The organism is Streptomyces sp. NPDC043896 (assembly GCF_056435605.1).
This window is the reverse complement of record NZ_JBWKEE010000004.1, coordinates 218,415-237,324: the sequence shown is the minus strand read 5'-3', so window position 1 is coordinate 237,324 and position 18,910 is coordinate 218,415. Positions and strand designations below refer to the sequence as shown.

The window sequence follows — 18,910 nt, the reverse complement described above, 5'->3', positions numbered from 1 at the left end:
TCTACGCGCAATGCGATTGCGCGTTTGAGCGGAGCTGTAACACAGCCTGATGGATAATTGCGCGATGGACGCGATTGACCGTGAAATCTTGCGCGAGCTCCAGCGCGACGGACGCCTCAGCAACCAGGAGCTCGCCCAGCGCGTGGGCCTGACCCCTTCCCCCTGCATGCGCCGGGTGCGGCAGCTGGAGCAGGACGGGGTGATCCAGGGGTACCGGGCGGTGATCGACCCGGAGGCCGTGGGCCGCGGGTTCGAGGTGCTGGTGTCGGTGGAGGTCCGCCGGGACCGGGACGCCGTCGAGGCCTTCGAGGCGGCGCTCCAGGACATCCCCGACGTCGTCGAGGCCTACCGCCTCTTCGGCAGCCCCGGCTGTCTGCTGCGCATCGCGGTCGCCGACCTGCGGGCGTACGAGCGCCTGTGGATCGAGCGGCTGACGGCGCTCTCGGGGGTCACCGAGGTCAACTCCCAGATCATCATGAAGCGCGTCAAGGACCCCACGGGCCTGCCCGTGTGAACCCCACAACCCCTCCTGGCCTGCGGATATCACCGCGGTACGGGAGGGGCACGCCGAGCGATAACCCGCCAATAAGGCCCCCGCATAGCTTCTGGAATCCAGAACGGACGCTCACACCAGAAGGGGGTGCCGCATGGACTTCCGGCTGCTCGGGCCGATCGAGGCCAAACGGGGAGGCGGCGCTACGATCCCGCTCTCCGGTTCGAAGGTGCACACGGTGCTCGCCGCGCTGCTGCTGTCCGAGGGACGCGTGGTCTCCGATGCCCGGCTCAGCGCGCTGCTGTGGGGGTGGGACCCGCCGGCCACGGCCAGCGCGCAGATCTACACGTACATGTCGAGGCTGCGCAAGCACCTCGGCGAGGAGATCGAGATCGTCCGGCGCCAGCCCGGCTACGTACTGCGGGCGCCCGGGGCGTGGATCGACCTGACCGAGTTCGCCCGGCTCGACCGGCTGGGCCGCGAGGCCCTCGCCGAGCGGCGCTTCGAGGAGGCCGGGGCGCTGCTGCGCGACGCGCTGGACCTGTGGCGGGGAACCGCGCTGGCCAACGCGACCGAGCAGATGATCGAGGCCGAACTGCCCCCGCTGGAAGAGGCGCGGATGATCGCGCTGGAGAGCCGGATCGAGGCCGACCTGGCCGTCGGCCGGCACGAGCAGGTCACCGCCGAACTGACCGGGCTGGTCGCCGAGCACCCCGTACGGGAGCGGCTGCGCGCCCAGCTGATGACGGCCCTGTACCGCTGCGGGCGGCAGGCCGACGCGCTGCACACCTACTACGAGGGGCGCGCGGTCCTCGCCGACCAGCTGGGGGTGGATCCGGGCGAGGCGCTCGGATCCACCTACCAGGCGGTGCTCGGCGGTGGCCTGGGCCTGGCCTCGGCCGCTCCCGCGGTGTCCGCCGCGGAGGGCGCCCCGGCGGCCGCCGCTCCCGCTGCCGTCGCGGGCCGTACGGCGCCCTCGACGCTGCCGGCGCCGTACGGGGAGTTCACCGGCCGCCGGGCCGAACTGGCCGCGCTGCGCGAGCGGCTGACCCGCGAGGACGGCCGCCCGCGCCGGCTGCTGATCACCGGCATGGCCGGGGTGGGCAAGACGGCGCTCGCGGTGCGCGCGGCCCAGGACTGCGCCGCGCGCTTCCCCGACGGGCAGCTGTACGTGGAGCTCTGCCATCCCGACGGCGCCCCGAAGGAGCCCGCCGAGGTGCTGGTGCGGCTGCTGCGCGCCCTCGGGGAACCCCCGCCGGCCGCCGCCGCGCAGGACCTGGAGGAGCTGGTGCGGCTGTACCGGACCCGGACCTCGGGCGCCCGGCTGCTGCTCGTCCTGGACGGCGCGGTGGGTGACCGGCAGGTCGCGCCGCTGCTGCCGGGCGGCCCGGAGTCGGCGGTGCTGATCACCAGTCAGGCCCGGCTGGCGCGGGTGGCGGGCGCGGACACGACCGCGCTGGCCCCGGTCGACGACGACGAGGCGATGGAGCTGCTGGCCTCGCTGGTCGGCCGGGACCGGCTGGAGGCGGACCCGGACGCGGCCGACGACCTGGTGGCGTACTGCGCGGGGCTGCCGCTGGCCCTGTCGGTGACCGGGGCCCGGCTCGCGGCGCGGCCGCACTGGCCGGTGGCCCGGCTGGCGGCCCGGCTCGCCGATCCGGACGCCCGGCTGGGAGAGCTGGCCTACGGGGACGTGAGCGTGCGCGAATCGCTGGTGCACTGTGTGCGCCGGGTGGGCGGCGCGGAGCTGGCGACGCTGACCGGGCTCGCCGACTGGGACGGGGAGCCGTTCTCCGCCCAGTACGCGGCGCTCGTGCTGGGCTCCGCGGAGGAGGAGGCGGAAGCGGCCCTGGACGCCCTGGTGGACTGCGCCCTGATGGAGCTGTCCGGGCTGGACGCCCAGGGCAGGCCGCTGTACCGGTGCAACGACCTGGTGCGGCTGCTGGCGGCCTCGCTGACCACGCGTGACGCCTTCCCCTCCGCGCTGCGGTGACCGTGCGGGCCGCCGGGTGGGCCGGGCGGCTACCGGGCGGCGCTCACCAGGAGCTGTGGGAGCGCGGCGGGAAGCCGCCGCCCGGCCGCAGGGCCGGCTCGATGGTCTCCCGCACGATCGTCCACACGTCGCCGACGACCCGCTCGCGCGGCGGCCGGGGCGACTGGGAGAAGGCGTCGGCGGCGATGGCCCACGCGGACGCGACGGCGGCCGTGGCCCGCACCTCGGCGGAGGGCTTCGCCGCCTTCGCCCGGGCCCGGCCCACGTCGATGCGGAACGCGAGCTCGGCGGCCTGGCCGCGCTGGACCTCGCGGATGAGCCGGGTGACCGGGAGCGCGAACACGGCCGGCGAGAGCGGGTGTTCGTAGACCCGCCGGACCCACGTGGAGCAGCGCAGCCGCTCCCGCTCCTCCCAGCCGCCGCGCGCGGCCGGGCCCGGGTCGTCCTGCTCGACGGCCTCCGCGATCTGAGCGAAGTACGCGTCGAGGTCCTGGGAGGTCAGGCCCAGCAGCTGGCCCGGCGCGTCGAACGGCGCCTCCACGGACGGGACTTGGGTGGCCGGGCGGCCGTTGCGGGCGTTGTCGGCGATCAGCTCTTCGACGGGGAAGAAGGACTCGATGGTCATGGCGCTACGGGCCTTTCGCTGAGGCGGAACCGGGGCGGGCGGAACGGAGCAGAGCGGGACGGGGCGGGCGGGGCGGGGGCGTGGCGGTTTCAGGGGGCGGTCGTGCGGTCGGTGTGGTGGTGGACCGGGCCGTGCGCGGCGGGTCCCGCCGGCCGGGCCAGTGCCACCGCGACGCCCTCGAAGACCTGGAGGTCCTCGACGGTCCAGGCGGTGGTACGGCCGCGGTGGGTGTGGGTGACCCGTACCGGGCCGGTGCGGGCCGGATGGGTTTCCAGCAGGCCCAGTTCGACGCCGGACAGTCCGAGGCCGGTGGCCTTGACCACGGCCTCCTTCCTGGTCCAGATGCGGTGGAAGGCCGCGTCCCGCTCCGGGCCGGGCGGCAGGGCGCCCAGGTGGGCCCGCTCCGCGGGGGTCAGGTCCGGATCGGTGGTCGCCGAACCCCGTACGGGGCGCAGCGCCTCGGCGTCGATCCCGATCGCGGCGCCGGCGCCGAGGGCGAAGACCCCGCAGCCGTTCGTCCGGCTCATGCTGAGGACGAGCGGCACCGGCGGGACGACGAGCCGGGGCGGACCGTGGCTCCCGTCGCCGCAGCCGGGACAGTTGTCCCGGCCGAGGGCGATGTCGCGGGGTCCGAGGGCGAACAGTTCCCCGAGCGCCCGGCGGGCCGCGGCGCGGGAGCGGACGAAGGCCGCGGCGTCGCGTTCCGCAGGCAGGGACAGCGCCCGCCGGAACTCCTCGGTGTCCAGCAGCGGCAGATCGGCCGGATCGGTCTGCTCCGGCGGACGCCACCACCAGACGTGGGCCTCCCCCTGGGCGCCGAGGGCGCCGGCGGCGGACATCGCCGCGCCGTGGGCGGGGCCCTCTTCCCTTAGTGCCATGAAATCCTCCCTTCTTCTCCCCCGTCGAACGGTGCGGAAACTGCGGCGGTCCGGCCGGTTGACCGGGGACAAAGCCGCCCCATAAGCATTCGGCGGGCAACTATGTCCCGCCTATACCTATTTCCACCGGCCGTTCGGGAGTGTTTTCCATAGGAATGTGATAGGGCGCGTCCGGAAACTGACTCGGGTCAAGGCTCATCTACCCCGAGGAATTTTTCATGCCAAGGACGCGAGAGCACACCCTCACCCTTTCCGCCACCGCCGCGGCCCCGGACGCGATCACCCTCACGGACGCCGAGCGCGACGAACTGACCGCGCTGGCCACCCGGCTGCTCGAGTCCGGCCCGGCCTTGATCGACGATCCGGCCTGGCTGGACAGCGTCCGCGACGCCTCCGCCCTGCTGCCCCGCCGCATCCTCACCGAGCTGCGCCGGTTCCGTCACGACGCCGGCCCCGACGCGGTCCTGCTGCTGCGCAACGTCCCGGTGGTGGCGAACGACCCGCTGCCGGAGACGCCGACCACGGCCGGTTCCGTGGAGCGGGTGCCGGCCGTCGCGTCCGCTCTGGTCACGGCGGCGATGCTCCAGCTCGGCGAGGTCATCGCCTATCGCAGCGAGAAGACCGGCGCCCTGGTCCAGAACGTGGTCCCGGTGCCGGGGAGCGAGAATTCGCAGAGCAATGCAGGATCGGTTCTCCTGGAACTCCACGTCGAAAACGCATTCCATGACAACAAGCCCGATTACGTGGGATTGCTGTGCGTGCGTGAGGATGCGACCGGCGATGCGAAGCTGTGCACGTCCTCGATCCGGCGGGCCCTTCCGCTGCTTTCCGAGGAAACGGTCGCGGTCCTGGCCGCGCCCCGGTTCCTCACCGAGCCGCCGCCGTCGTTCGGCGACCTGAACTCCGTCACTCCGGCACATCCCCTCCTGGTCGGGGACCCCGAGGACCCGAACGTCCTGGTGGACTTCGCCGCGACGCACCCGCTCGACGACGGGGCCGCGGCCGCCATGGCCGAGCTCCGCGAGGCGCTCATGCGGACGATGTCGGCGCTGGCGCTGCGGGTCGGTGACCTCGCGGTGGTGGACAACCGGCTCGCGGTGCACGGCAGGACCTCCTTCACCCCTCGATACGACGGCCAGGACCGCTGGCTGCACCGGGTCTACGCACACCTGGACCACCGGCGCAGCCGGGTGGACCGCAAGGGCGGCGGGGCGGTGCTCAACTGACCGCCGGCCCGCACGCACCGAAGGCCGGAGGGCCGGCCCCCACCAGGGGGCCGGCCCTCCGGCCGTTCGCGGCACTACTGGCGCGAGCCGATGACGTCCGCGGGGCGGCCCGCCAGTGCGAGCCGGCCCGGGACCAGCGTGGCCAGGGCGGTGAGCACCGCGGCGAAGCCCAGCACCCCGAGGTACATCCAGGGGTCGATGGACGGGGACGCGGAGCCGGTCATCCCGATGCTGAAGGCGGTGAGCACCGCGAAGGCGATGCCCGTGCCGAGCACGGCGGAGATGAGCACCACCAGGGCGGACTCGATGCGGAGCATGCCCATCACCTGGCGGCGGGTGGTGCCGACGAGCTGGAGCAGGGCGAACTCGCGGATCCGGTCGGAGACCGACATGGCCAGCGTGTTGACCACGGCGATCGCGGTGAAGGCGATGATCAGGCCCATCGCCACGTAGTTGACCTCGGCGTTGGACTGCTGGACCTCGGCCTGGAGGTCCTCGACCTGGTTCCGGTCGAGGACGCCGACGCCGGGCAGGGCGCCCACGGCCTTCTGCAGTTCGGCACGGCCGGGCCCGCCCTCGGCGGCGGTCTTGACCAGCAGCGAGGAGGCCAGCGGGTTGTCGACGTGCTTGACGACCAGTTCGTGGGACATCGTCAGGTCGCCGAAGCCGAGCCCGCGGTCGTAGACGGCCGCGACGGTCAGCTCGGTCTCGGTGCCGTCGCCGAGGGTCAGCTTCAGCTTGTCCCCCGGCTTCTTGCCCAGGTTGTCGGCCGCGACGTCGCTGAGGGCGACGGACTGCGCTCCGAAGCCGTCCAGGGTGCCGGCGCTGACGCCCGGGTCCCAGGTGCGGGTCAGGCCCTCGGTGGACACGCCCTGCGCCGGGTACTTCTCCAGGCCGACGCGCACGGAGGTGCGTACGACCTCGGTCACCGCCGTCACGCCCGCCACCCGGCGGAGGCTGTCCGCGGCCTGCGCGGGCACGCCGGGACCGGCCGAACCGACGACCCAGTCGGCCTTGTTGCCGGCCTTCGCCTGGGCGGTGGCCGCCGCGCCCATGGTGGTCTGGACGAAGAACACCGTGCAGGCCATGCCGATCAGCAGGGCCAGCGGGGTGACCGCGGCCGAGAGCCGCTTGGTGTTGGCGCGGGCGTTGGCGGTGGCCAGGTAGCCCCCGACCCGGGAGGCCCGGAGCGGGACCCCGAGGACCGCGACCGCGATCCGGGCGATCAGCGGGCCGAGCAGCGAGACCGCCACCGCGAGCACCACGACCGACAGGAAGGTCACCGGCGTGGACGCCGGCTCGCTGCGCAGCACCGACAGGACCGCCAGCAGGACGATCCCGCCCGCCAGGAACGCGGCGCCGGCGCCGAGCCGGCCCCAGGCGAAGTTCCGCTGCTCCATGGCCGCCTCGGACAGGGCTTCGGCGGGGCGGATGCGGGCGGTACGGCGGGCCGAGATCCGCGCGGCCGCCCAGGCGCCCAGCAGGGCCGCGCCGATCGCCGCGAAGAACGGGAAGACGCTGAAGGTGACTTCGAGCGTGTCGGGGATCGCCTTGAAGCCGACGAACTTGCCGTGCAGCCAGTAGGCGATGGGCAGGCCGGTGACCGAGCCGAGCACGCCGGCGAGGGCGCCGACGATCAGGGCCTCGCGGCCGATGAGCTGGCGGACCTGCTTGGGCGTGGCCGCGATGGCGCGCAGCAGGGCCAGTTCGCGGTAGCGCTGCTGGATGGACAGGGCGAAGGTACCGACGACCACCAGGATCGCGACGAGCAGCGAGGTGCCGCCGATGGCACCGCCCATGGAGACCAGCTTGATGCGGGCCTTGGCCGCGTCGAGGAACTCGACCGGGCCGCGGTCGCCGCCGGTGACGACCTGGGCGGTGGTGCCGTCGAGGGCCTTCTTGACCTGCGCGGCGAGGTCCGCGGTGGACACGCCGGGCTTGGCCAGCACGCCGACCGCCGCGACCTGTCCGGCGCGGCCCGAGAGCCGCTCGGCCTCGGCGTCCGAGAAGAACAGCGAGGTCTGCTGCTCCAGGTCGCCCCCGGCGGGGGCCGCGATGCCGCTGACGCGGTACGTGCGCGGGGAGCCGGTGGCCTGGACGGTCAGCTCGGTGCCGGGCTTGATGCCGGCCCGGCGGGCGAGCTCCCGGTCGACGACGACCTCGTCGGCTCCGGCCGGGGCCGCGCCCTCGGCCAGGGTGAAGGGGGTCAGGGCCGCGGAGGTCCAGGAGTGGCCGTACGAGGGCTTGCCGTCGACGCCCGGGACGACCTGTCCCTTGGGGCTGACCGCGTACGCCGGGAAGGTGATCTCGGGCAGCGCGGCCTGGACACCGGGCAGCGAACCGAGGGTGTTCGCGGTCTCGGCGGGCAGCCAGACCCGCTCGCCGAGCGGCTTCTCCTTCTCCTTGGTCTTGGTCTTGTCCCCCTTGTTCTTGACGGTGACCTGGTGGACGTTCTGGTCACCGCCGACGATCACCGGGGCACCGGCGTAGCGCTCGGTGCCGATGACGCCCCTCAGCCCCGTCTCCAGGAGGATCCCGCAGGCCGTGACGAGCGCGGCCGCGCAGAAGAGGGCGAGGAAGGCCCCGATGAAGCCGCCCTTGCGGGCGCGCAGGGTCTGCAGTGCGTAACGCAGCATCAGGCCCACGCTCCCAGGTGGGTCATGCGGTCGGCGACGCGGTCGGCGGTGGGGGCCTGCATCCGGTCGGCGATGCGGCCGTCGGCGAGGAAGAGGACGGTGTCGGCGTAGGAGGCGGCGACCGGGTCGTGGGTGACCATGACCACGGTCTGGCCGGTCTCGTCGACGCAGGAGCGCAGCAGGGAGAGGATCTCCTTCGCGGTCACCGTGTCGAGGGCGCCGGTGGGCTCGTCGCCGAAGATGACGTCGGGGCGGGTGATCAGGGCACGGGCGATCGCGACGCGCTGCTGCTGGCCGCCGGAGAGTTCGGCGGGCCGGTGGGTGGCGCGGCCGCCCAGGCCCACCCGGTTCAGGATCTCCTCCAGCCAGGCCGGGTCGAGGCGCTCGCCGGCCAGGCGCAGCGGCAGTTCCACGTTCTGGCGCACCGACAGGGCAGGGATGAGGTTGAAGGCCTGGAAGACGAAGCCGATGCGCTCGCGGCGCAGCTTCGTCAGCTGGGTCTCGTTCATACCCCCGAGCTCGGTGTCGCCGATGAAGGCCTTGCCGCTGGACGGCTTGTCGAGGCCGGCCGCGCAGTGCAGGAAGGTCGACTTGCCGGAACCGGAGGGTCCCATGACGGCCGTGAACGAGCCGCGCTCGATGCCGACCGAGACTCCGTCCAGCGCGCGCACGCCGCGCCCGCTCTTCCCGTACTCCTTCACGACCCCGTCCAGGCGCAGCGCGAACCCGGGGGATCCGGTGCTGCTCTGCCCACGGAGGCTGTTCGTCTGGGTCCGCATGCGCGACCAGTCCTTCCCATGCGTTTGAGGGGGGTATGTCAGCAGCCCCATCCGCCCAAGTCGGCGGATGCAACACGCCGATCCTTGAGGGCGGGTCTATATTCCCTCTACGCGAAAGGCCCCGGGCGCGCGTTTCCGGCCGGGGGCGGTGCCCTTCGGCCGGAACCGTGCGGTCCGGGGCTGGTGCGGTGGGGTCGGCGTGGCCGGTGGGGCCGGTGGGCCGCGGGCCGGTTCAGCGGGTGCGGCGTCCGCGGGTGAGGCGGTACGCGAGGGCGGCGAGTGTGGCCGCCGCGCAGAGCGCGTAGCTGACGACGACCCAGGCGGAGGGGGCGCGTCCGGCGCCGAGTCCGTGGAGCAGCCCGGCGGCCCAGCCGGCGTACGCGAGGCCGTGGAGGAGCCGGAACGGGCGGATCCAGCGGCGGGTGGCGAAGACACCCCGCCACAGGCCGGTGAGCAGGGCGAGCACGAACAGCTGGGCGGCCAGGGTGCCGAGGTCGACGAGGAGGTCCCCGCTCCCCCAGCCGAGCACGGCGTCGACGGCGCCGATGCGGTCCCCGGCGACCTTGACGCCGATGTGGACGAGGAGGAAGCCGACGCCGGCCAGCCCGGCCGCGCGGTGCAGGAGCTGGGCGAACTGCCGCCGGGCGGGGGTGAGCACGTCCCGGAAGACGGTGGCGAGGCCCAGCATCACGGAGCCGGAGAGGGCGACCAGCGCGAAGACCCCGGCCATCCGGTCGAGGAACTCCTGGACGGCACCGCCGGCGAGGGGGCCCGCGCACAGCAGCAGGGCGACGACGAGCAGCCCGCCGGTCACGGCGGCGGCCCCGGGCGCGGGCGTGTGCGGGGGCCCCGGCCGGGCGGGAGCGGGTGTGCCGGCGGGGGCGGGGGCGGTGCGGGTGGCGGACTGGGCCATGGGGAGCTCCGGAAGAAGTCGGTCCTCCGTGCGGGGAGGTCGGCCGTACCGGGCCCGGACCCCACGCGGGAGGGATCCGGGCCCGCAGCCTGGAAGTGGACACCGCCCCGGCCGGGAGGCGGTCCCGGACGGGGCGGATGGGGCGGTCCCGGACGGGGCGGGAGGCGGCCCCGGCCGGGGCGGGCGGGGCGGTCCCGGCCGTTCTGGCGGGGGACGCCCCGTGGAGGCGGGCCCCGGTGGGGTCAGGACGGGCGGTGGCGGAGGACCGGGCCCAGGGGGGAACCGTCGACCGGGCGGGCCAGGGAGGCGGACCAGTTGCCGTCCAGGTCGAGGTCGTCGATCTGCCAGCGGCTCACCTCGCCCTGGTAGCCGTGCTCCACCTCGACCGGCCCCGGTATGCCGGGGGTGACGTCCAGGGCGTTGAGGTCGATGCCGAGCAGGCCCAGCCCGACCCCCTTGAGCACGGCCTCCTTGCGGGTCCACACCCGGTGGAAGGCGGCGGTCCGCTCCGGCCCGGCGGGCAGCGACAGGATGTAGGCGTGCTCGGCGGGCGCGAGCACCACACTGGCCAGGGAGCCGGACTCCACGGGCCGCAGCGCCTCGACGTCCACCCCGATCCAGTCCCCCGCGTGCAGGGCCAGCACCCCGCAGCCGCCGGTGCGCGTCAGGCTCACCGCGAGCCCGACGGCGGGGCTCGCCACGGCCGGCGGGCCGTGTTCCAGGTCACCGCAGCCCGGGCAGACGCGGCGGCCGAGGGCCACCGTACGGGCGTCCACCCCCAGCAGCGCGCCGATCGCGCGCCGGGCGCCGGCCCGGGTCCGGACGAAGGCGGCGGCGTCCTTCTCGGCGCGGTAGCGCCGGGCGCGTACCTGCTCGACCTCGTCGAGCAGGTCGAAGTCGCCCTGGTCCACCCGGTCCCCGAGCGGCCACCACCACACGTGCGCCTCGCCCGTGGCGCGCAGTCTCGCGGCCTCCCGTGCGGCCGATCCGGGCACGGGCAGTACACCGGTCGTGGCGGTGTGGTCGATGCGGCCGCGCACGGCGGTCAGGGTCTGGCTCGTCATCGGGTCCTCCTCTCCCCCCTTGAGGGCGTTGTCAGGTCAGTCCGCCGAGGCGCAGGAGCAGGTCCTTCACCTCGGTGGCGTGGTAGCGGGGCCGTTCCTGGGACGGGTCCGAGCAGAGCAGCACGGGCGCGTCCCGGTCGTCGCCGGGCAGGCGTCCGTGGCTGCCCCGGACGCAGCCCGGGTCGAGCGGCACCACCTGGAGCGGTGCGCGCATCCCCGCCTTCTTCTTCAGCACCGCGAGGGCCGCCTTCGCCTTGGCCGCCGGATCGGCGGGGTCGAAGAACAGCTCGGCCGGGTCGTAGCCCGGTTTGCGGTGGATCTCGACGCCGCGCGCGAAGTCCGGGGCGCGCCGGTCGTCGAGCCAGTAGTAGTACGTGAACCAGGCGTCGGGCTCCGACACCGCGACGAGCTCGCCGGAGTTGGGGTGGTCGATGCCGTAGTCGGCCTGCTGGGTCCGGTCCCAGATCTCGTCGACCCCGTCCAGGGACTTCAGCACGTCCCGCACGCGCGGGATGTCGGCCGGGTCGGCCACGTAGACGTGGGCGGCCTGGTGGTCGGCGACGGCGAAGGCCCGGGAGGTGTACGGGTCGAGGTACTCCATCCCGCGCTGGGTGTAGACCGACAGCAGGCCCTCGCGGCGCAGCGCCCGGTTGATGTCCACGGGCCGGCTGACCGGTGAGATGCCGTACTCGCTGAGCGCGACGACGGTGGTGCCGCGTTCGCGCAGCTCGGCGAGGAGCGGCCCGAGGGCGGCGTCGGCCTCGCGGGCGGCCCGCACGGCCTCGGGGCCGTCCGGGCCGAACCGCTGGAGGTCGTAGTCCAGGTGCGGGACGTAGATGAAGGACAGGTCGGGGTCGCGGGTGTCCGCGACGTGCCGGGCGGCGCCGGCGATCCACCGGGTGGAGGTCAGCGAGGCGGTCGGTCCCCAGTAGTTGAAGAGGGGGAACTCACCCTGGGCGGCCGTCAGTTCGTCACGCAGGGCGGCCGGGACGGTGTAGCAGTCGGGGGCCTTGCGGCCGTCGTAGTGGTAGACGGGGCGCGGGGTCAGCACGGTGTCGGCGTCCGCGCCCATCGCCCACCACCAGCACAGGTAGGCGGTGGTGTGGTCCGGGTCGTGGCGGCGGGCGGCGTGCCAGACCTTCTCGCCCCGGACGAGGGCGTTGTGCTGGCGCCACATCATCACTTCGCCGTGGTCGCGGAAGTACCAGCCGTTGCCGACGGCCCCGTGTTCGCGCGGCAGGGTACCGGTGGTGAGGGTGGCCTGGACGGTCGCGGTGACGGCGGGGAACACCGTGTCGAGCGGGGCGGCGAAGCCCTGCTCGCCGATGGCCCGTACGTTGGGCATGTGCGGCAGCAGCCGGGGCGTGAGGCCGACGGTGCACAGGACGGCGGTCTTCTTCCGCCGGACGGAGGGGGTCATGATCCGTGCTCCTTCTCCCCGGCCGGAACGGCCGGGGTCAGGCCGAGCGCGGTCAGCTCCCGCGCCGTCCAGGTGAGTTCGGCGGCGATGCCCCGGGCGAGGCCGGCCTCCCCGACGGGCCTCGCGTCCTCGGGCAGCACCGACCAGGTGTAGGTCTCGACCTCGATGTGGTCGGTGACGGCGTGGTCCCCGCCGAACAGGGTGCGCAGGGTGTCCCGCAGCACCGGCCCGGTGGAGGACAGCGGCGGGGCCGGCTCCTCGTGCAGGGGCACGTGGTAGTGGATCCGCCAGGGCGCCTTGCCGGGCAGCGCCCCGGCCAGGGCGGGCCCGAGGTCGTCGGAGCCGTGGAGTCCGGTGCCGTCGGGCCCGGCCTCGCGGGTCTGGTGCAGGAAGCGCGGTTCGGCGAAGGCGGCCAGGGCCTCCCGTACCCGGGGGTCCTGCGGGTCGGCGGCCTCCAGCGCGCTGGAGGCCTGGAGCTTGACCACCTGGAGCCCGGCCGCGAGGAGCCGGCCGACGGCGGTGGCGGGCTCCTCGTGGGCGACGGCCAGGTGGCAGGCGTCCAGGCAGAGCCCGATCCGGTCGTGGTCGACGCCGGCCAGCACCTCGATGGCCTGGTCGGTGGTCTCGGCGACGCAGCCCGGCTCGGGTTCGACGGCGACGCGCACGGTCCGGCCGGTCTCCGCCTCGATCCGGGCGAGGCCGGCGGCGAGCGCGTCGAGGTGGCGGGCGGCGGCGGCCGTCCGGGTGCGCGACCAGGCGGTGCGCCAGGCCAGCGGCAGGGTGGAGACCGAGCCCCGTTCGGCGTCGGCGGGCAGCAGTTGCGCCAGGATCCGGGCCAGGTTCAGGGTGTACTCGAGCCGGGCGGGTTCGGACCAGTCCGGGTAGTACACGGCCCGCTTGACCACGGGGGCGTGGAAGCCCCGGTAGGGGAAGCCGTTGAGGGTCACCGTCTCCAGGCCGCGGGCCGTGAGCTCGCCGCGCAGCCGGGTGACGGTGGACGGGTCGGCGGCGAGGGCCGCGGCGGCGTCCACGGGCAGCCACAGGCCGAGACCGACGACGGGTTCGCCGGTGGCCCGGCGGACGGGCGCGGCGTACGTGTCGAGCTGGGCGGTGATCCCCTCCAGGGTCTCGGCCGGGTGCACGTTGGTGCAGTAGGCGAGGTGGACGGCGGTGCCGTCCGGGTGGCGGAAGCGCATCAGGCGTTCCTCTTTCCTGATCAGTTTCCGCCGCGGGCGATGGAGTTGCCCGCGTACAGGCCGGCGGCCTGGACATCCCCCCCTGCGAAGACCGCAGCGCCGTCGAGGCCGAGGCGGCCCGACTGCGCGTAGAAGGCCACCGGGTTGCGCCACAGCACGCGGTCCACGTCGTCCTCGTCGAAGCCGGCGGCGAGCATGGCCTCGGCGGTGGCGCGGGTGAGCAGCGGGTCGCTGTGGCCCCAGTCGGCGGCGGAGTTGACGAGCATCCGCTCGGTGCCGTGCTCCTTGAGGATGGCGACCATGCGGTCCGGGGTCATCTTGGTGTCGGGGTAGATGGAGAAGCCCATCCAGCAGCCGGAGTCGCGGACCTCGCGGACGGTGACCTCGTTGAGGTGGTCGAGGACGACGTGGCCGGGGTCGATGCCCGATTCGCGGATCACGGCGAGGGAGCGTTCGGTGCCGCCGGCCTTGTCGCGGTGCGGGGTGTGGACGAGGGCGGGGAGGCCGAACTCGACGGCGAGGGCGAGCTGGACGGCGAAGGCGTGGTCCTCGGCCTCGGTGACGGTGTCGTAGCCGATCTCGCCGACGGCGACGACCCCGTCCTTGGCGAGGTAGCGGGGCAGCAGGTCCAGGACGGGGGTGCAGCGCGGGTCGTTGGCCTCCTTGGGGTTGAGGCCGATCGTGCAGTGGTGGCTGATGCCGAACTGGGCTGCGCGGTACGGCTCCCAGCCGAGCAGCGCGTCGAAGTAGTCGGTGAAGCTGGCGGGGGAGGTCCGGGGCTGTCCCAGCCAGAACGCGGGCTCGACCAGCGCGCGCACGCCGGCGGCGTGCATGGCCCTGTAGTCGTCCGTGGTGCGGGACGTCATGTGGATGTGCGGGTCGAAGATGCGCATGGCGGGGCTCCGGTGAGGGGTGGGTCGGGTCAGTTGTCGAGGGTCGCCACGGACCACAGGTCGGCGGGCACGGGACGGTCGGCGGCGCGCCGCTCGGCGGCGAAGCCGTGCGCCATCCGCGCCAGTTCGGCGTCGCGGCGTTCGCGCAGTCCGGCGACCTTGGCCAGCGGGATGCCGGTGAACAGGCACTTGAGGACGGCCTGCCGCCAGCGGTACTGGTCCAGGTGGGCGCGGGCGTAGGGGCCGAGGGCGGCGGCGATGAGCCGGTTGTCGTTGGTGCGCACGGCGTCGTCGGTGAGGTGCACGGCGCGGTCGCCGACTGGCAGGAACGGCAGGGCGCGCAGGACGCCGCGGCGTTCGGCGGCGTCGCCGTGGACGTACCGGCCGGCGGCTTCCTCGGCCAGGGCCGCGCCGGTGGTGCCGTAGCGGGTCAGGGCGAGCAGCAGGAGGGTGCGTACGGCGTCCTCGACGGCCCAGTCGGACCAGCCGGGCAGGGGGCCGCGGCCGTACTCGCGTCCGGCGGCCGGGAAGCGGCGGTCGAGGGCGGCGGGGCCTTCGGCCGCGACGGCTTCGAGGGCGGCCGTGAGCCGGACGCGGTGCTCCTGGCCGAGGACGGAACGCAGGGACTCCCGCAGGGTGCGCAGGGTCAGCGCGTCGTGCACGGCGCGGTCCGCGAGGGTGGCGGCGGGCGGGGCGAGGGTGGGGGCGGTCATACCGGTACGGCCTCCTTCTGGTGGGTCCGCTGCTGCGGGCGCCGGCCGGCGGCCGCGTGCAGGAAGGCGATGCTGTGGCGGGCGGAGTCGGCTCCGGCGTGGCTGTGGCGCGGGAGTTCGACGGAGACGAGCCCCTGGTAGCCGGTGTCGGCGAGGGCGCGCAGGACGGGCGGGAAGTCGATCTCCCCCTCGCCGAAGGGGAGGTGCTCGTGCGTGCCCCGGCGCATGTCCTCGATCTGGACGTGGGCGAGGCGGTCGGCGGCCAGGGCCACGCATTCGGCGACGGGCCAGGGCTCCAGGCACCGGCAGTGCCCGAGGTCCAGGGTGAGCCGGAAGCGGTCCGGCCGGCCGAGGTCGGCCAGCAGCCTGCGGTAGCCGGCGAGGTCGGCGACGAGCATGCCCGGCTCGGGTTCGAAGGCCAGGTCGACGCCGGCGGCCTCGGCGTGGCCGAGGGTCTCGGCGCAGCCGTCGACCAGCCGCCGCCAGGCCTGTTCGCGGGTGGTGTCCGGGTCGGGCGTACCGCTCCAGAAGTGCACGGCCCCGGCGCCCAGGACCGCTCCGATGCCGACGGCGCGGCGCAGCAGGTCGAGGCGGAGCGCGCGGCCCTCCGGTGCGGCGGACAGCAGGGTGGGCCGGTGCTTGCGGCGCGGGTCGAGGAGGTAGCGGGCGCCGGTCTCGATCACGACGTCCAGGCCGGTGTCGTCCAGGGCGCGCCGGATCCCGTTGAGGCGGGCGGCGAGTCCGGGCGCGTACGGGTCGAGGTGCTGGTGGTCCAGGGTCAGCGCGACGCCCTCGTAGCCGAGGTCGGCGAGGAGCCGCAGGGCGTCGCCGAGCCGGTGGTCGGCGAGGCCGTTGGTGCCGTACGAGAACCGGAGCGCGGCGGGGGCGCTCATGTCGGGGAGACCTTCCGGGAGAGCCGGCGCACCAGCGGCAGGGCCGCGGCGAGCGGGAGGGCGAGCCGGGGTGCTCCGGCCCGGGCGGCCAGGGCGGCCTGGAGGGGCAGGAGGGCGTGGATGCCGGCGCCGACGGCCCGCCGCACCTCGGGCGCGGCGGGGCGGCGCACCGCCCGGGCGAGGGCGGGGCCGTAGCCGGCGCCGTACAGGGCGAGGGCGGCGCCCTGTACGGCTCCGGCGGCACGGGTGAGGGTGCCGGCGGCCGCGGCGGCGGAGCCCAGCGCGGTCAGGGCCGCCTCGACGGGCGGGGCCCCGGCGACCTCGTGGCGGCTGAGCCGGGTCAGGGCCAGGGTGTGGCCGGCGACGGCGGCCGCGGGCACGAGGGCCGGGCGGGCCGGTCCGGGGCCGGTGCCGTGCAGGACGTCCAGGCCCCGGGCCGCGGCCATGACGGCGGGGCCGAGGGGGGTGTTCTTGGCTCCGAGGTCGTAGGCCCAGACGGCGGCGGCCAGCGGCAGCGTGCGGCGCAGGACGGTACGGGCCCCGCCCGCGAGGGCGGCCGCGCCCAGGCCGGCGGCGGTGAGCGCGCCGGCGGTGGCCAGGGCGGCACGGGGGCTGATCCGGCCGGACGGCAGGGGCCGTTCGGGCCGCTCGACGGCGTCCTGCTCCCGGTCGGCCCAGTCGTTGAGGGCCATGCCGGCCCAGTAGAGGCAGACGGAGGAGCCGGCCAGGCCCAGGGTGCGGGGTCCGGCACCGCGCCCGGCGGCCAGCGCCCCGGCGAGGACGTCGCCGGGGACGGTGATGGCGGCGGGCGCGCGGAGCAGCTCGGCGTAGGCGCGCAGGGTGCGCCGGGCGCGGAAGGCCCGCCCGGGGAAGGGCGGCAGGCGCAGCGGCCCGGCGGGGGCGGCGCCGGGGCGGGGCCGCCCGGCCGCGGGGGCCGTCGCGGCCGGGCGCGCGACGGGACCGGCGGCCGGGCCGGCTGCCGGGGTCACGGCCGGGCCCCGGTCAGCGGGTCCGTGCGGGACGGTGCGGCGGCTGCCGGGGCGGTGGCCCAGGCGCGCAGGGTCTCGTACTGGAGGGTGAGGTTGTGCTCGGCGGAGCCGGCCGGGTCCTTGAAGAAGAAGCCGAGGGCGGGCAGCGCCCCCGCCTCGCCGCGCCGGCCGGCCAGCGCGGTGAGCCGTACGAGGTCCAGGACCAGCGGGGCGGCCAGCGCGGAGTCGCAGCCCTGCCAGGTGAACTGCATGGTCATCCGGACGCCGAGGAAGCCCTCGAAGGAGATGTGGTCCCAGGCGGTCTTCCACTCGCCCATCTCGGGGACGTTGTCGATGTGGACCTGTCCCTCGACGGCGTGGCCGACGGTCTCCTCGAGGCTGCGCTGCTTCGACTCGGTCTTGGATCGGGCCGCCGCCGGGTCGGCGAGGGTCGCGCCGTCGCCGCCGCCGAGGAGGTTGGTGCCGGACCAGGACCGCAGGCGCAGCGCGCGCTGGGTGAACATGGGCGCGAGGGCGCTCTTGACGAGGGTCTCGCCGGTCTTGCCGTCGCGGCCGGCGTGCGGGACGCGGCGCAGCCGGGCCAGTTCCTCCAGGGCGGGCAGTGCCGCGCCCGCCGAGGGGGTGAAGTTGACGTAGGAGAAGCCGGCGGTGAAGGCGGCGTAGGCGTAGAGGGAGCTGGCGGGCAGGGTGACCGAGCCGGCGGCGAGGCCCGCTTCGAGGGCGGCGAGGTCCAGGAAGGCCGGGTCGGGCTCGGGCAGCGGCTCCGTGGAGGAGACGTTGACCACGACGACCTGCTCCAGGGCGTGCCGGTCGCGGAAGGAGGCCATGTCCTCGGCGAGGCGGGCGGCGGTCTCGGACTGGGTCTCGCCGGGGCGGGGGGATCCGTCGCGGATCTCCAGTTCGGCGGCGGCCAGCGGGGTGTCGAGCGCCCGCAGGACGGAAGCGGGCAGCACTCCCGCGTCCACGAGCTGTCCGGCCCTCGCCGACAGCGGGGTGCCGACGACGTCGTGTCCGCCGAACACCAGGTCGGCGAGGGCCGGGAGGGGCGCGTCCGCGAAAGGGGGGGTTTCGGTGACGCACCCGACGGGGGAGGCGGCACCGGCCACGATGGCCGCGGCGCCGGCGATGGCGGCCGTGGCGACCGAGCCTCGCGCGCCGACCATCCAGACGCCGATTCGGGGTGCTGATCCGGTCGTGTCTCGCATGGTGTGCCAATCCTCCTGAGCCGTAAGGAATGCGGGGGGCCGGGTGTGGGGGCGGCCGGGTGTGGGGGCCGGCGCGTGCGGGTCCGGGGCCCGTCCGGTACGGCGGACGGGCCCCGGGGGGAGGTCACTTGGCGTACATGTCGGCCGGGTAGGGCCAGACGTCGAAGGCCGCGGTGACCTTGGCGTCGGAGCGGCACAGCCACTTGGCGGTGACCTTGTTGACCACGTGCTTCGGCAGGTGCTTGTTGTCGTTGGCGTCGTTGACCGGCTTGCCGATCGACTGGAGCTCCCAGGCCATGCCGGTGAGGCGGTTGATGTGCGCCCAGAACCGGCGGTCGATGTTCAGCAGCTGGAAGGACTGCAGGTAGGCGTGCCAGCGGTGGTACGCCTGGGTGGGGGTCGGCGGCGTGTAGTTCATCATGTGGACCTTGTTGCCGGCGGGGCGGCGCGGGTCGAACAGGGTGCCCTGGCCGAACTCCTGGAAGGCGAAGACGAGACCCTTCGGGTCGCGGCCGTACCACTTGTCGTAGACCTTGCGCTGCTCGCGGGAGAGCAGCTCGAAGTGGGCGCGGTTCGGCTGGATGATCTCCATCCAGCTGCGCGGGTAGCGGCCGCCCTTGCGGGTGGCGACCCAGGCGTCGTACGACTTGGTGAACCCGCCGAAGGGGGCGGTGATCGCCGCGACCGCGGCCTTCATCCCCTCGTTCGGGTTGTAGTACGACATCTCGTCGTAGTCGTACCAGAACTCGCTCGCCCAGCGGTCGCCCACCAGGCCCTCGACCTCGGGCAGCTCCGGGCGGGGGCGGCCGTGGCCGTGGCCGTGGGCGGCGGCCGGCGCGGCACCGACGAGGCCGACGGCGGCGGCGGCTCCGGCGACGCCGATGGCGGTCCGCAGGACGCTCCTCCGGTCCATGGAGTTGAGCGGCATGTCGTGCTCCTTCAGGGTCTGGCGCGGATGCGGACGGGCATTCGGGGGACTGCGATGACCTGTACT

At 74.8% G+C, this 18,910-nt stretch carries 17 protein-coding genes; 3 read left to right on the top strand and 14 right to left on the bottom strand.

Translation table 11 applies throughout. The annotated features are described in order from the left end of the window. Positions 1–64 precede the first annotated feature (64 nt). Complete coding sequence (locus tag AC069X_RS07505) at positions 65–514, top strand: Lrp/AsnC family transcriptional regulator (protein ID WP_467894350.1); 450 nt, start codon at positions 65–67, stop codon at positions 512–514. Positions 515–647: 133 nt separating this feature from the next. Next, positions 648–2,486 carry an AfsR/SARP family transcriptional regulator gene (locus tag AC069X_RS07500; RefSeq protein WP_478726095.1) on the top strand — a complete coding sequence of 613 codons (1,839 nt, stop codon included), beginning with the start codon at positions 648–650 and terminating at the stop codon, positions 2,484–2,486. Between the two features lie 43 nt (positions 2,487–2,529). On the opposite strand, the gene AC069X_RS07495 is transcribed toward AC069X_RS07500, so the two are convergent. Beyond that, positions 2,530–3,111 (bottom strand): hypothetical protein, encoded by a 582-nt coding sequence (locus tag AC069X_RS07495; RefSeq protein ID WP_478726093.1) that lies wholly within the window; start codon positions 3,109–3,111, stop codon positions 2,530–2,532. A gap of 89 nt (positions 3,112–3,200) precedes the next feature. Beyond that, complete coding sequence (locus AC069X_RS07490; protein WP_478726091.1) at positions 3,201–3,989, bottom strand: 4'-phosphopantetheinyl transferase family protein; 789 nt, start codon at positions 3,987–3,989, stop codon at positions 3,201–3,203. Positions 3,990–4,207: 218 nt separating this feature from the next. Between AC069X_RS07490 and AC069X_RS07485 the strand changes: the two genes are divergently transcribed. Beyond that, positions 4,208–5,215 (top strand): TauD/TfdA family dioxygenase, encoded by a 1,008-nt coding sequence (locus tag AC069X_RS07485; RefSeq protein ID WP_478726089.1) that lies wholly within the window; start codon positions 4,208–4,210, stop codon positions 5,213–5,215. A 74-nt stretch (positions 5,216–5,289) separates the two neighbouring features. Here AC069X_RS07485 and AC069X_RS07480 read toward each other — a convergent pair whose 3' ends face one another. The 12 genes from AC069X_RS07480 to AC069X_RS07425 all read right to left on the bottom strand — a co-directional run bounded on the left by AC069X_RS07480 (position 5,290) and on the right by AC069X_RS07425 (position 18,844). Continuing rightward, on the bottom strand, positions 5,290–7,851 hold the full coding sequence (locus AC069X_RS07480; protein ID WP_478726087.1) for an FtsX-like permease family protein: 2,562 nt from the start codon (positions 7,849–7,851) through the stop codon (positions 5,290–5,292). Then, positions 7,851–8,630: an ABC transporter ATP-binding protein gene (locus AC069X_RS07475; RefSeq protein WP_478726085.1), complete on the bottom strand. Its 780-nt coding sequence runs from the start codon at positions 8,628–8,630 to the stop codon at positions 7,851–7,853. The genes AC069X_RS07480 and AC069X_RS07475 overlap by 1 nt, the downstream gene beginning before the upstream one ends. A 232-nt stretch (positions 8,631–8,862) precedes the next feature. Next, positions 8,863–9,543 carry a hypothetical protein gene (locus AC069X_RS07470; RefSeq protein WP_478726083.1) on the bottom strand — a complete coding sequence of 227 codons (681 nt, stop codon included), beginning with the start codon at positions 9,541–9,543 and terminating at the stop codon, positions 8,863–8,865. 242 nt (positions 9,544–9,785) lie between these two features. Further along, the gene (locus AC069X_RS07465) at positions 9,786–10,607 is read right to left on the bottom strand and encodes a 4'-phosphopantetheinyl transferase family protein (protein ID WP_478726081.1); all 822 of its coding nucleotides are present in this window, start codon (positions 10,605–10,607) and stop codon (positions 9,786–9,788) included. 31 nt (positions 10,608–10,638) lie between these two features. After that, on the bottom strand, positions 10,639–12,027 hold the full coding sequence (locus AC069X_RS07460; protein WP_478726079.1) for an alkaline phosphatase family protein: 1,389 nt from the start codon (positions 12,025–12,027) through the stop codon (positions 10,639–10,641). After that, positions 12,024–13,223: a metabolite traffic protein EboE gene (gene eboE / locus AC069X_RS07455; protein WP_478726077.1), complete on the bottom strand. Its 1,200-nt coding sequence runs from the start codon at positions 13,221–13,223 to the stop codon at positions 12,024–12,026. The genes AC069X_RS07460 and eboE overlap by 4 nt, the downstream gene beginning before the upstream one ends. Positions 13,224–13,243: 20 nt before the next feature. After that, entirely contained in the window at positions 13,244–14,116 is an 873-nt protein-coding gene (locus AC069X_RS07450; protein ID WP_478726076.1) for a TatD family hydrolase, read from the bottom strand. Between the two features lie 29 nt (positions 14,117–14,145). Further along, positions 14,146–14,829 carry an EboA domain-containing protein gene (locus AC069X_RS07445; protein WP_478726074.1) on the bottom strand — a complete coding sequence of 228 codons (684 nt, stop codon included), beginning with the start codon at positions 14,827–14,829 and terminating at the stop codon, positions 14,146–14,148. Continuing rightward, positions 14,826–15,722 (bottom strand): sugar phosphate isomerase/epimerase family protein, encoded by an 897-nt coding sequence (locus AC069X_RS07440; protein ID WP_478726073.1) that lies wholly within the window; start codon positions 15,720–15,722, stop codon positions 14,826–14,828. The genes AC069X_RS07445 and AC069X_RS07440 overlap by 4 nt, the downstream gene beginning before the upstream one ends. Next, on the bottom strand, positions 15,719–16,603 hold the full coding sequence (locus AC069X_RS07435) for an SCO3242 family prenyltransferase (RefSeq protein WP_478726364.1): 885 nt from the start codon (positions 16,601–16,603) through the stop codon (positions 15,719–15,721). The genes AC069X_RS07440 and AC069X_RS07435 overlap by 4 nt, the downstream gene beginning before the upstream one ends. 104 nt (positions 16,604–16,707) lie before the next feature. Continuing rightward, positions 16,708–17,916: an inositol-3-phosphate synthase gene (locus tag AC069X_RS07430; RefSeq protein WP_478726071.1), complete on the bottom strand. Its 1,209-nt coding sequence runs from the start codon at positions 17,914–17,916 to the stop codon at positions 16,708–16,710. Positions 17,917–18,040: 124 nt separating this feature from the next. Then, complete coding sequence (locus AC069X_RS07425) at positions 18,041–18,844, bottom strand: Tat pathway signal sequence domain protein (RefSeq protein ID WP_478726069.1); 804 nt, start codon at positions 18,842–18,844, stop codon at positions 18,041–18,043. Positions 18,845–18,910 lie beyond the last annotated feature (66 nt).